This window comes from Comamonas odontotermitis, assembly GCF_020080045.1.
GTDB classification, from domain to species: Bacteria; Pseudomonadota; Gammaproteobacteria; order Burkholderiales; family Burkholderiaceae_C; genus Comamonas; species Comamonas odontotermitis.
The window spans coordinates 3441106-3454005 of record NZ_CP083451.1 but is presented as its reverse complement, the minus strand read 5'-3'; the positions used below and the strand labels follow the sequence as shown (position 1 = coordinate 3454005).

Sequence of the window (12900 nt, the reverse complement as noted above, 5' to 3'; positions counted from 1 at the left end):
CATTAGAGAGCGGAAGCTGGGGCAGGAGCTGGCGCAGCCAGTGCCAGGTACATGATGTGTTGCGGCCCGTAGCCGCCGCCCAGGTACAGTTCGCCGGTTGCCACGAATCCGCAACGTTGGTAGAGCTGGTAGGCCGCATCGTTCTTGCAGTTCACCGTCAGGTACAACCGGCTGGCGGGCAGGCCCAGGTGGCGGATGTAGGCAGGCATGGCCTGCAGCGCATGCTTTGCCAGGCCCTGGCCCTGGTAGTTGCTGCCGACAAAGAAGGAGCGCAGGCCCAGGGCAGTTTCCGGTGCAAACGGGTGGCTGGTGGAAAATTGCGTGTCGAGCCGGAAAAAGCCGACGGCCTGGCCGTTTTGTACCATCACATGGCGGCTGATTCCCGGCTCCTGCGATTGCAGGAGTGCATCCAGATCGCCGATGAATGGCTGCTGCTGCGGATGCATGGTCAGCTGGCGTACCTGAATCTCCCAGGAGGCATCCGCTTCAAGAGGGTAAAGCTGCATCATGTGGCTCCCCGGGTTGGCCAGCCCTGCAGATGCTGCTGGGTCAGCTCGGACAGTGCGGTGATCCATGCGGGCTGGTCGTTCAGGCAGGGAATGTAGTCGAACCGCTCGCCGCCAGCGTGCATGAAGGCTTCGCGCACCTCCTGGTTGATCTCTTCCAGGGTTTCCAGGCAATCGGCGGCAAAGCCGGGGCACATGACCTGCACGTGCCGGGTTCCTTGCTGCGCGAGGGCGATCAGGCTGGGTTCGGTGTAGGGCTCCAGCCACTTGGCCTTGCCAAAGCGCGACTGGAAGGTGACCATGTACTCGCCCTCACGCAGGCCCAGCGCCGCAGCCAGCAGCGTGGCGGTTTCCCGCGATTGGCGCTCGTATGGATCGCCCAGGCGCACATTGCGCTCGGGAATGCCGTGAAAGCTCAGCACCAGCTTTTCGGCGCGGCCCTCCTGCTGCCAGTGCTTGCGCACCGATGCGGCCAGCGCGGCAATGTAGCCGGGGTGGCGGTGGTAATCGTTCACGAAGCGCAGCTCGGGGAGGGCACGCACGCCACGGCTCCAGGCGCCCACGGCGTCGATCACGCTCGCCGTGGTGGTGGCCGAATACTGCGGGTACAGCGGCAATACCAGCACCCGGCTCACGCCTTCGGCCATGAAGGCGTCAAGCTGGCTCGCAATGGAGGGGTTGCCATAGCGCATGGCAGGTCGCACCCGCACGCGGTGCCCGGCTTCGCCCAGCCAGCCGCGCAACAGCTTGGCCTGTTTTTTGGTCCATACGGCCAGCGGCGAGCCTTCGGGCATCCACACGGTCTGGTACTTGGCGGCCGATTTGGCGGGGCGGGTACGCAGGATCACGCCGTGCAGCAGTGGCTTCCAGACCACGGCCGGAATCTCGACCACACGGGGGTCGCTCAGAAATTCGGCCAGATAGCGGCGGGTGGCGGCGGGGGTAGGAGCGTCGGGCGTGCCCAGGTTGCACAGCAGAATGCCGGTGGTGTTCTGGGGTTCGGTGCCTGGGAGAGGGCTGGGGCTTGAAACCATGCGGCCATTGTCGCAGCTTGGGCAGCTTGGCCGTGGGGGTGAGGGCCAAGAGCTTGTTCAAAGTAGGCAAAATACATGCCATGCTTGATCTTGACCGTATCCGTGCCATCAGCCTTGACCTGGATGACACCCTGTGGCCCGTGCTACCCACCCTCAAGGCTGCCGAAGCAGCGCAGCACCGCTTCCTGAGCGAACATGCACCCGCAACGGCCACCTTGCTGCAGGACAAGGCGGTGGCCGGAGCCATCCGCCAGTCGGTACGTGACGACTATGTGCACAAGGCCCACGACATGACGCATTTCCGGCAGCAGTTCATCCGCCGCGCGCTGCTGCAGGCCGGGGAGGACGAGGCACTCGTCGAGCCCACGTTTGCGCAGTTTTACGCGGCGCGCAACCAGGTGACATGGTTTGCCGAGGTGGAGGATTCGCTGGCGTGGCTGTCGGCGCGCTATCCCCTGGTGGCCGTCTCCAACGGCAATGCCCGGCTGGATTGGGTCGGGCTTGCGCCCTGGTTTGCTGCTTGTGCCAGCGCCCATGAGGTGGGTGTGGCCAAGCCCCATGCGGGCATTTTCACGGCGGCATCGCAGGCGATTGCTGTGCCGCTGGCGGCATTTCTGCATGTGGGAGACGATGCCGCGCTGGATGTGGAAGGCGCACTGGCCTGCGGCATGCAGGCTGCCTGGGTGCAACGCCAGGAGCTGGATTACCACCAGGCTGCCGTTAGTGCCACCCATCTGCAGTGGCCGCTTGCCAGCCAGGCACCCCAGGCCATGGTGCGCGATCTGACCGAGCTGTGCCTGCTGCTTGGGCGAGCGGCCCGATAAACTTTATTGAAACAGAAGAAATCGGCTTGCAGCGCTTTCTGGTATTGCGCAGAAAGCTATTGATTGGATAGCGTTAAAGATGGGCCAGCGCACGTGCCGCCGCAACTCCACTGCGTACCGCGCCTTCCAGCGTGGCGGGGTAGGGGCCATCGATGTAGTCGCCGCAGGCCACCAATGCGGGCGCCACCTGAATATCAGGCCGCACCAGGCTCGGCGTGCAGGCAAAGGTGGCGCGCTTTTCCACCACGGTTTGCAGTGGCTGCAGAGCCAGGCCCAACTGGGCCTGCGCCTGGGCGATGACTTGCTGCTCGATCTGTGCCCGACCGCCCACGCTGGTGCTGATGACGAAAGCCAGCAAGCCAGCGGGGCCGCCTAATTGACCACGGTCGAACACGAACTGCGCAGGGTGCTCGGCCGTACTGCGCAATGCCAGTAGTGGCGCAGGCAGGCTGTGGCCGGATGGGGGCGCAGCCGGGTTCCAGGCATAGACAGTGGCGATGGCCGTATGCTCCAGCGCGCAGGTCGCCTGCAGCCAGTCGGCAGCGGGTATCTGCGCGTCTGCCACCAGGCGCGCCGCCTCCCAGGGCGATGCGGCCAGCACCACGGCATCGAACGGAATGCCCTGAACCAGCCAGCCGCCCTGGGGCGCGGCGCTGATGTGCTGCACGCGCCGGCTGGTATAGCCGCTATGGCCGCGCGCGGCCAGCCACTGCACCGCTGTGCCGGGAAAGAGGTTGCCCAGATCGATCTGCGGCAGCCAGAACTGCGAGCCCTTGCGGATGGCAAACAGGCTGTCTTGCAGCACCCGCAGGAAAACGCGGCCGCTGGCCTGGTCGATAGGTGTGTTCAGTGCCGATATGCACAGCGGATCAAAGAACTCGGTCAGCAGGCGCTGTGGCAACCCTGCGCACAGATCGGCCACGGTTGCCCTCGGCGCACAACCAAAGCCCTGAAGCCGCCAGCGCGTGGCGCGGGCGAGCAGCTGTGCCCGCTCGGCCAGCGACCAGCCCCGCGCGCTGGCAATGCCCCACAGTGCGTCCCAGGGCGTGGGCCAGTCCGGAAACCGGATGCCACTGCCATCGGGGTAGCGCAGGGACAGCGGCACCTGGGTGAAAGCCGCTTCGGCATGAATGCCCACGCGCTCCATGAGCGTGCGGCAGGCGGTGTAGGCGCCGATCAGGATGTGCTGGCCGTTGTCGGCCGTGCATGTCTCCCCATTGGGCAGTTGCAAGGCCAGACCGCGTGCACGCCCGCCCCATTGGGCGGCGGCTTCGTACACGGTAACTTTGTGCGGTGTGGTGAAGGCCAGTTCTACTGCAGCGGCCATGCCGGCCCAGCCGCCGCCGATGACGGCAATGCGCTTGTGCGTCGCCATGCCGGCCTACATGCGCCCCAGCGCCTGCACGCGCCAGGCCAGCCACAGCTTGCGCAGTGGCGTCAGGCTCACGCGCTGGTGCAGCACCTGAAACTGGTCTGCCTCGATCTCGCGCAGCAGGGTGCGATAGATGCTGGCCATCATCAGGCCGGGTTTTTGCGTGCGCCGATCCTGCGGGGGCAGCAGCGCAAAGGCCTCGTCGTACAGCCGGTGTGCCCGCTCGGCCTGAAAACGCATCAGCGCGGCAAAGCGGTCGGAGTACTTGCGGTTCAGAACCTCGTGAGCCTTCACATCGAACTGCTGCAACTCCTCCACCGGCAGGTAGATGCGGCCGCGCATGGCGTCTTCGCCCACATCACGGATGATGTTGGTCAACTGAAACGCCAGTCCCAGCTTGTGGGCGTACTGCGTGGTCTGCTCACTGGTCTGGCCAAAAATGCGTGCGGCAACTTCGCCCACCACCCCTGCCACCAGATGGCAATAGCGCTGCAGGCCGGTAAAGTCGAGGTAGCGCGTCTGCTCCAGATCCATCTGGCAGCCTTCGATGACAGCCAGCAGATGCTCGGCCTGGATCCCGAACTGCGCGGCATAAGGCATCAGCGCCTGCATCACCGGGTGGCTGGGCTGGCCCGCAAAGCTCTTTCTGACTTCGGACTGCCACCAGGCCAGCTTGGTTGCTGCAACGCCCGGGTCGCTCACTTCATCGACGACATCATCCACTTCGCGGCAAAAGGCATAGAAGGCCGTGATGGCGGCCCGGCGGTCCTTGGGAAGAAAGAGAAAGGCGTAGTAGAAGCTGCTGCCGGATGCGGCGGCCTTGTCTTGAACGTACTGCTGGGGCGTGGTCATAGGGGGCGTATTGTCCCATGGCGCAAGCACAAGCCGCAGGAGGCCGGCTGGCCGGGGCTTGGGGCATATCCAACGCGGGCATTGGGTTATTCAGCGCGCCGGGGTCCATGTTGCGCATGAAAGAGACTGCTATCAAATTTGTTCACAATTGCATGAGTTGGGCGGCTTTTCATGGGAAGCACGGCATTTCTCCCATGAAAAACAAAAGCTAAGCGTTTCCATTCATCTGTTTTTGGCGCAGGAGATGCCTCGAAGCACCGTAATTTAATTGCGGATCAGACTTCTTTTTAATAGTTTATATATATCTACAGTGTAATTTCAATACAATAAAGCTCTCCAAGGAGGGGGAAGAGGAGAGCACATCTGTCTCATGAGGGTGAGAACATGCAGATGTTGCCGATGGCATTGGTCAACCAATGCCGTGCGTGAAGGTCAGCTGCAGGCAGTGTGATTGACACACTGTTTGCAGCTGATTTTTTTACGCCCATTGTTCCGGGATAGGGCTGGCGGCCATTGGGGCTGCCAGCCCTTTTTCCTTCTGGGCGCCATAATCCTGGCATGCGCATACTGCTGGTAGAAGATGATCAGATGATTGGCGAGGTGGTGCTGGACGCGCTGCGCGCCGAATCCTGGGCGGTGGACTGGGTCAAGGACGGTGCCATGGCGGAAACCGCACTGTCCACCGGCGGCTATGACCTGGTGCTGCTGGACTTGGGCCTGCCCCGCGTGGATGGCCTGCAGGTGCTGCGTGGCATACGCGCCCGAAAGATGCGCGTACCCGTGCTGATTGCCACTGCGCGTGACGCCATTGCCGACCGGGTCGCCGGGCTGGACGCCGGGGCGGACGACTACATCATCAAGCCTTATGACCTCGACGAACTGTTTGCCCGCATCCGCGCACTGGTGCGCCGTGCCAGCGGCAGGGCCGAGCCGGAGTATGTATGGGGCAAGGTGCGCATCGTACCGGCCACGCACGAAGCCTTCGTTGATGGCAGCCCGGTCGGCCTGTCGGCCCGCGAATGGGCGGTGCTGGAGCCTCTGATCGCCCGCCCAGGCAGGGTGCTGTCCCGTCCCCAGCTGGAAGAGAAACTGTATTCCTGGCGGGACGACATCAGCAGCAATGCCGTCGAGGTCTATATCCACGGCGTGCGCAAGAAATTGGGGGCGGACCTGATCCAGAACGTGCGTGGCCTGGGCTATCTGGTGCCCGCGGAGCAGCCAGACGCCGGGAGCGCGCAGTGACGCAGAACGCTTCCGGGGAGTCTCGTTCTTCTACTGGGGCCGCTGGTCTCCAGATGCAGACGGCCAAGCCTTTCTCGCTGCGGGCGAGGCTGACCTGGGCCTTGCTTGCCGTGGTGGCGGTGGCCGCTTGCCTACAGGCCTTCAGTATCTACCGCACGGCGCGTACGGAGACCGAAGCACTGTTCGATGGCCAGATGCAGCGTATCGCGCTGGCCTTGTCGGCAGGGCTGGCGTCGGAGGTCGCGTCCGATGCGCTGGCCGACCCGCAGGCCAAGGCGCAGGACATGATTGTCCAGATCTGGCGTGCCGACGGCATCATGCTCTACCGTTCGAGCAATGCCCGCCTGCTGCCCCAGGTGGCGGTGCTGGGCTTCAGCGATGCCCGGGCGCACGGTACGGCGTACCGCATCTATGCGCTGCAAACGCCGACGCAGGTGATACAGGTGGCGCAGGAGGCCGCATCCCGTCGCAAAATGGCGGGCGATGTGGCACTGCGCTCCATCGTGCCTGTCCTGCTGCTTGCGCCGCTCATCATGCTGGTGGTGTGGTGGGTGGTGACGCGCACCCTGGCGCCACTGCAGCGTACACGCAGCCAGCTGGCTGCGCGGCGGGCCGACGACCTCTCGCCATTGCCTGACGCCGACCTGCCGCAAGAGGTGCAGCCCCTGGTGCAAGAGATGAACCTGCTATTGGCCCGTCTCCAGGCCGCATTTGATGCACTGCAGCGCTTTGTGGGGGATGCAGCCCATGAGCTGCGTTCGCCCCTGGCAGCCCTGCGCCTGCAGGTGCAAAGCCTGGCTCGCGCCCCGGATGACGCAGCCCGCCGCATTGCCGGTGAGCGCGTCACTGCCGGTATCGACCGGGCCACCCGCATGGTGGAGCAACTGCTGTCGCTGGCCCGGCAGGAAGCGGGACAGATGCAGGCTGCTGCGCCGCAACCCGTGGACATGGCCGTGCTGTGCCAGCGCACGGTGGAAGAGCTGCAGCCGCAGGCACAGCAGGCTGGCTTGCATCTGGCGTTTGCAGCCGATGCTGCATCACCTGCCATTGCCGGCCAGCCAGATGCGCTGGCGCTTCTGCTGCGCAATCTGCTGGAAAACGCGCTGCGCTATACGCCTGAGGGAGGCCAGGTGCGCTGCAGTTGGGGCAAGGATGCCAATGGCAGCAATGATGCCGGAGGCCCTGCGGTGCTGAGCGTGGAGGACAGCGGAGCCAGCATTGCCTTTGCTGAGCGGGAGCGTGTGCTCGACCGCTTCTACCGGGTGCCGGGCACGGCGGCCCATGGCAGCGGCCTGGGCCTGGCCATCGTGAATGCGGTGGCGCGCCAGCATGGCGCCCGCCTGGCATTGGATGATTCGCCCCTTCTGGGCGGATTGCGGGTGCGGGTGTTTTTTGATCCTGTTGCAATTACTGGTGCCTGATCGGCTTGCAATGGAAGGCTTGGATCGAGAAGAGACCAGTGATGGGCGAGTGGAACTTTTGTCTGTGCCTATGCCATATGCCTATGGCTGAGCCTGTATCCGGGGCATATGCTGCAGTCGCGAAAATGGGGACGCAAAAATAACGACCACCTGCACGGCAAAGCCTGCCAGGGCAACAAGCAGGCAGGTGCCTTCGCCCCAACCCGTGCCCACCCAGCCGCCCAGGGCGGCGCCAATGGGCCGGGCACCGGCGTTCACCATCAGAAACACCGAGGACACGCGGCCCAGCAAGGCATTGGGTGTGACGTGCTGGCGCAAGGTGGTGGTGCTGATGGTCCACACCATGGGGCCCGATCCGAGCAGGAAAAAGCACAGACCTGCTAGGGCAGAACCAGGCCATGCCAGGGTCGCCGCCAGACATGCTGCAGCCGCCAAGCCCGCCACCGGCCCCAGTTGCACAGCCCGGCCAAAGGGCAGGGCAGCCATCAGGCGCGGGCTGGCCAGTGCACCTGCCAGCATGCCCGCGCCATAGCAGGCCATGGTCATGCCTACGGCCCCGGCGTCCATGCCCAGGCTGCGAACGGCATAGGGCACGAAGGCGGTCTGCAGCATGAACCAGGCCAGATTGAATACCGCGCCTGTCACCAGCAAAGGCATCAGCAAGGCGTGCTGACAGACGAAACGCGCGCCTTCTCCCACTTCACGCAGCAGGTGCCTGCGTTGTGGAAGCTGCTGTGCCAGAGCGGGCGTTGCACCGGAGCGCAGCCCGAGAAGCGCGAGAACGGCAAAGCCAGACAGTGCAACCGCGAGTGCCATCGTAGGCAGGCTGCCAGCCCATGCCACCAGGCTCCCCGCCACAGCAGGGCCGCTGGCAAATGCAATGCTGCGGGCCACTTCCAGGCGGGCATTGGCCTGAGCCAGGGCCGGGCGTGGAACCAGATCGGACACCAGACCAGGAGTCGCCACGCTGAAAGCCACCGTGCCGATGGCCCCCGCAAAGCTGAGCGCGGCCAACCACCCCACTTGTAAATGCGAACTGTGCAGGGCAACCAGCATGAGCAGCAGGGCGGTGAGTCGCAGCACCTCGCCCCACAGCATCAATTGCTGGCGCGGCATACGATCGGCCAGGCTGCCCAGCGGCAGCGAGAGCAGCAGGAACGGCAGGGTTCCCATGGCTGTCAGCAGGCCGATGTCGCCCACGCTGCTGCCCAGCACCAGCACGGCGACCAGGGGCACGGTTGCGAGGCTCAGCTGCTCGGCAGACTGCGCAGCCAGATTGGCGAGAGACAGGCGCTGAAAGGGAGAGGGAAGTGGTGAAGACTGCTGCATTGCGGAGAGCGCGTTGAAAGGACGAAATGCAGTGTCGTTGGCTAGAAGTCCGGGCTTGCTGCGAATCTTGCGCCGCAATGTCCGGTGCGGTGCAATCGGTCCTGAAAATGCCTTTTCAAGTGGAGCGCAGGAAAAGGCTTTCCGTATCGCCAGTCGGTTGTGCAAATTGCTATCAATTTAATAGTTAAGCTGCCATATTCCTTTGACCTGCCCAGGCATTTGCGGGGGAGTTTGCAGCGGTTTCCCACTCCCGTCTAAGTTTCCTCTAAGTCTGCGCATGCACAGTAGCGGCATCAACAGACTGAATGCATCAGAGGAGTTCAAAAATGTCGACCCCTTCTCTCCAACTGGGTTCCAAGAAGCTGGTGGCTGCCTTGCTCACCGCCGGTGTGCTGGGTGGCGTTGGCGCCACCGCCATGCAGCACGTGCACTGGAGCGCGAACGCGCAGAACGTGCCTGCTGCCGTGGCACAGGCCCCGGGCGCCATGGCGCCATCGGTCAATCTGCCCAATTTCACCGCCATCACTGCACAGGCTGGGCCTGCTGTGGTCAATATCAGCGTGCGTGGCACGCGCAAGGTCGGCAACGACGAGGACGATGATGATGACGGCGACACTGCCCCGTCTGCCAATCGCGGCCAGCAGATCGATCCTGGCGATCCGATGCTGCAGTTCTTCAAGCAGTTTGGCTTTGCAGTGCCGCAGCAGGGCATGCGCGGCTTCGGCCGCCAGATTCCGCAGGAAGTGCCGACGGCGGGCGAGGGCTCGGGTTTCATCATCAGCCCCGATGGCACGATCCTGACCAATGCGCACGTGGTCAAGGGCGCCAAAACCGTGACCGTCAAACTCACCGACCGCCGCGAATTCAAGGCCAAGGTGCTGGGTACCGACCCCAAGACCGATATCGCCGTCATCAAGATCGACGCCAAGGACCTGCCAGTCGCACGGCTGGGCGATTCCAAGGCCGTTCAGCAGGGCGAGTGGGTATTGGCCATCGGTTCGCCTTTCGGTTTCGAGAATTCGGTGACTGCCGGTGTGGTCAGCGCCAAGGGGCGTGCCTTGCCCGATGACAGCGCAGTTCCTTTCATCCAGACCGATGTGGCTGTCAACCCCGGAAATTCGGGGGGGCCGCTTTTGAACACCCGGGGCGAGGTGGTTGGCATCAACTCGCAGATCTACAGCAAGAGCGGCGGCTACCAGGGCCTGTCGTTTGCGATCCCGATCGACCTGGCAGTCAACATCAAGGACCAGATTGTGGAGCACGGCAAGGTGAACCACGCGCGGCTGGGCGTCGTGATCCAGGAAGTGAATCAGGCATTTGCCGATTCATTCAAGCTGCCCAAGCCCGAAGGCGCGCTGGTGGCGAGTGTGGAAAAGGGCGGCCCTGCCGAGAAGGCAGGCCTGCAGCCCGGCGATGTGATCACCGGCTACAACGGCCAGGCCATCGTTTCCTCCAATGACCTGCCCGCCGCCATTGCCACCGCCAGGCCCGGCGCAGAAGCGAGCCTGCAGGTCTGGCGCCAGGGCAAGCAGACCACGGTGCAGGCCACATTGGGCGGCAATACCGACAAGGGCGATCAGGTGGCCAGCAAGGACAAGGTGGGCAAAGGCAAGCTGGGCCTGGCGCTGCGCGAGCTGACGCCGCAGGAAAAGCAGGCCAGCGGCAGCAAGAGCGGCCTGATCGTAGAGCAGGCGGCTGGCCCGGCAGCCCTGGCTGGCGTGCAGCCGGGGGACGTGGTGCTGTCCATCAACGGCGCTGCGGTGACGGGAATTGACGAACTGCGTAAACAAGTGGCGCAATCCGACAAATCGGTGGCCTTGTTGATCGAGCGCAACGGGCAGAAGATTTTCGTGCCGGTACAGTTGGGCTGAAGCGCTTCTTGCCGCACCACATTTTGTAAGCACTCTCCTCGGGGGTCTTGAACCCCTTTTCAGGCCGAATCCCTGCGGGTTCGGCCTCTTTTATGGGCAGCAGATGTCTACATCCACAGGCTGCGCCAGAGCATGCGCGGCACGTCTGTCTTGCCGATGGTGCGCCGCTCCCACAGGCTGCGGCCTTGGAGGGTATCAACCTTGTCCAGAATGCGCAGGCCGCCTTGCACCACCAGGCGCAGTTCCCAGCCGGCGCGGCCGGGAACGCGGTGCACCAGCGGGGCGCCGCTGTTCATCAACTCGCGGGCCCAGCGTGCCTGCTGCATGACCAACTGACGCAATGCCGGGCTGTCCTGGCGTTGCTGCATGGCGGTCAGGCTGACACCGTGTTGTGCGCGGTCAGCATCGGTGAGGTAGTAGCGCCCGCGCGGAATGTCCACGCTCAAGTCCTGCCAGAAATTGATCAACTGCAGCGCGCTGCAGATGGCGTCGCTCTGTACCAGCGATGTAGCGTCCTGCACGCCATACAGATGCAGTAGCAGGCGCCCCACCGGGTTGGCCGAGCGGCGGCAGTAATCCAGCAGCTCTGCCCGATTTTCATAGGTCTTGGCATTCTCGGTCTTGCCGATGTCCTGCATGAAGGCGCTGATCAGGTCGTCCAGCAGCGGTACTGGCAATTGCCACTGATCAATGGTGGCCTGCAGCGGCGCAAACACGCCGCGCCAGCGGTCTGCAGGTGTCTCGCCCTTGGCAATGCGGGCGAGTTCGTCGCGGTAGGCCTGCAACTCGGCAATGCGTTGGGCGGCAGTGGCGTCACCTTCGTCGGCAATGTCGTCGGCTGTACGGGCAAAGTGGTAGATGGCGGCGATAGGGGAGCGCAGTGCAGGCGGGCACAGCCACGAGGCGACGGGAAAGTTCTCGTAGTGGGTGACCGCTGGCGCGGCGCCTCGGTGGGCAGGGGGGCGGGATTCGTTCACAGCCGGGATGCTAGCCGATCCACGAGCGGTGTTGCCCGAGCCGGGGTGGGCTGACGGGCCAGCCATGCCGTCCATGGCCAGGGGCCACCGAGGTGCGCCCGCAATGCTTTGCCGGGACAGCAAGCGTTTTGCCATGGGAGCCGATTGACAACTGGGGATGAAAACCCTAGATTAATGACCCATTGGTCATTAAATGACTGCCGGGAGGACCCATGAAATGGATGGGAGCTGCCGTGGCGGTCTGTTCTCCTTATTCCGGCCCACTACCATGTCTCAAGTTCTTTTCAAGCGTTCTGTGCGCACGGCTGCTGCGCTGGCAGCTGTCATTTTGATAGCGGCCTGCTCCAAGAAAGAACCGCCACCCGAGCCAATCCGCGCCGTCAAGCTGCAAACGGTGGGTGCGGCTCCTTTGGTGGCCAAGGCCGAATTTGCCGGTGATATTCGCGCGCGTACCGAAGCGCAGCTCGGTTTTCGCGTGGCGGGCAAGGTGCTCAGCCGCAATGTGGAGCTGGGCCAGGCGGTGAAACCCGGCCAGTTGCTGGCGCAACTCGATGGCGCGGATTACGCGCTGGCTGCGCAGGGCGCCCAGGCCCAGGTACAGGCCGCAGTGACGCAGCGCGATCTGGCGGCTGCCAATTACCACCGTTTCAAAGAACTGCGCGACAAGAATTTCATCAGCGCGGCAGAGATGGAGCGCCATGCGGCGTCGCTCAAGTCGGCGCAGGCCCAGCTGGACCAGGCCAAAGCCAATGCCGCTGCCCAGGGCAACCAGACCGCCTATACGCGCCTGGTGGCCGATGTGGCGGGCGTTGTGACTGCGGTCAATGTGGAGCCCGGTCAGGTGGTGGCCGCAGGCAGCCCGGTGCTGCGCATTGCCAAGGACGGCGCACGCGACGCCGTGTTTGCCGTGCCCGAGGATCGCATTGCCCAGTTCAAGGCCGGGCAGCTGGCGCAGGTGTTGGTGTGGCCCGACGGGCAGACGCTCAGCGCACACATCCGCGAAGTGGCTGCCAGCGCAGACGCTGCCACGCGTACCTACCAGATCAAGGCATCGCTCGATGCGGCCGATACCGATGTGCTGCCCAAGCTGGGCGCAACGGTCACCGTCATTCCGCAGAGCGTGCAGGCGAATACAACGCAGGATGCAGGCGTCATCAAGCTGCCGTTGGCGGCACTGTGGGACAAGGCGGGTGTCAGCAACGTCTGGGTGTTTGACCCGGCAACCTCGGCCGTGCAGCCGCAGCCGGTAAAGGTGGCGCGCATGGACGGCAACGATGCCGTCATCCAAAGCGGCCTGCAGCCGGGCCAGCAGGTGGTGATTGCCGGGGTGCATGTGCTCAATGCCGGGCAGAAGGTGACCGTTTTTCAATCAAAATACGCTCCTGCGCAAGACAGCAAGGCGCCAGATGCTACCAATTCTGTAGTGTCTGGTGGCTCTGGTGAGACGCTGCCTGCGGCGACCAAGTAAGAGG

At 63.9% G+C, this 12900-nt stretch carries 11 protein-coding genes; 5 read left to right on the top strand and 6 right to left on the bottom strand.

What is annotated here, in order from left to right; translation table 11 throughout:
- Positions 1-2: 2 nt before the first annotated feature.
- The gene (locus tag LAD35_RS15975; RefSeq protein WP_224149978.1) at positions 3-509 is read right to left on the bottom strand and encodes a GNAT family N-acetyltransferase; all 507 of its coding nucleotides are present in this window, start codon (positions 507-509) and stop codon (positions 3-5) included.
- Positions 506-1540 (bottom strand): ferrochelatase, encoded by a 1035-nt coding sequence (gene hemH / locus LAD35_RS15970; RefSeq protein WP_224149977.1) that lies wholly within the window; start codon positions 1538-1540, stop codon positions 506-508. Before hemH ends, LAD35_RS15975 begins: the two co-directional genes overlap by 4 nt.
- 80 nt (positions 1541-1620) lie before the next feature.
- On the opposite strand from hemH, the gene LAD35_RS15965 reads away from it, so the two are divergent.
- Complete coding sequence (locus LAD35_RS15965; protein WP_224149976.1) at positions 1621-2364, top strand: HAD family hydrolase; 744 nt, start codon at positions 1621-1623, stop codon at positions 2362-2364.
- 73 nt (positions 2365-2437) lie between these two features.
- Here the strand turns inward: LAD35_RS15965 and hpnE are convergent, their stop codons facing one another.
- Both hpnE and hpnD read right to left on the bottom strand, forming a co-directional pair.
- Complete coding sequence (gene hpnE, locus LAD35_RS15960; protein ID WP_224149975.1) at positions 2438-3739, bottom strand: hydroxysqualene dehydroxylase HpnE; 1302 nt, start codon at positions 3737-3739, stop codon at positions 2438-2440.
- 6 nt (positions 3740-3745) lie between these two features.
- Positions 3746-4588: a presqualene diphosphate synthase HpnD gene (hpnD, locus tag LAD35_RS15955; protein ID WP_224149974.1), complete on the bottom strand. Its 843-nt coding sequence runs from the start codon at positions 4586-4588 to the stop codon at positions 3746-3748.
- Between the two features lie 558 nt (positions 4589-5146).
- Between hpnD and LAD35_RS15950 the strand changes: the two genes are divergently transcribed.
- Positions 5147-5830, top strand: a complete 684-nt coding sequence (locus LAD35_RS15950; RefSeq protein ID WP_224149973.1) for a response regulator — start codon at positions 5147-5149, stop codon at positions 5828-5830.
- Entirely contained in the window at positions 5827-7251 is a 1425-nt protein-coding gene (locus LAD35_RS15945; RefSeq protein WP_317986712.1) for an ATP-binding protein, read from the top strand. Before LAD35_RS15950 ends, LAD35_RS15945 begins: the two co-directional genes overlap by 4 nt.
- A gap of 81 nt (positions 7252-7332) precedes the next feature.
- On the opposite strand, the gene LAD35_RS15940 is transcribed toward LAD35_RS15945, so the two are convergent.
- Complete coding sequence (locus LAD35_RS15940; protein ID WP_224149972.1) at positions 7333-8580, bottom strand: MFS transporter; 1248 nt, start codon at positions 8578-8580, stop codon at positions 7333-7335.
- Between the two features lie 326 nt (positions 8581-8906).
- Between LAD35_RS15940 and LAD35_RS15935 the strand changes: the two genes are divergently transcribed.
- Positions 8907-10451 (top strand): DegQ family serine endoprotease, encoded by a 1545-nt coding sequence (locus LAD35_RS15935; RefSeq protein ID WP_224149971.1) that lies wholly within the window; start codon positions 8907-8909, stop codon positions 10449-10451.
- Between the two features lie 107 nt (positions 10452-10558).
- Here the strand turns inward: LAD35_RS15935 and hpnC are convergent, their stop codons facing one another.
- Complete coding sequence (hpnC, locus tag LAD35_RS15930) at positions 10559-11563, bottom strand: squalene synthase HpnC (protein ID WP_224149970.1); 1005 nt, start codon at positions 11561-11563, stop codon at positions 10559-10561.
- A gap of 133 nt (positions 11564-11696) precedes the next feature.
- On the opposite strand from hpnC, the gene LAD35_RS15925 reads away from it, so the two are divergent.
- A complete protein-coding gene (locus LAD35_RS15925; RefSeq protein ID WP_224149969.1) occupies positions 11697-12896 on the top strand; it encodes an efflux RND transporter periplasmic adaptor subunit in 1200 nt (399 codons plus the stop codon).
- Positions 12897-12900 lie beyond the last annotated feature (4 nt).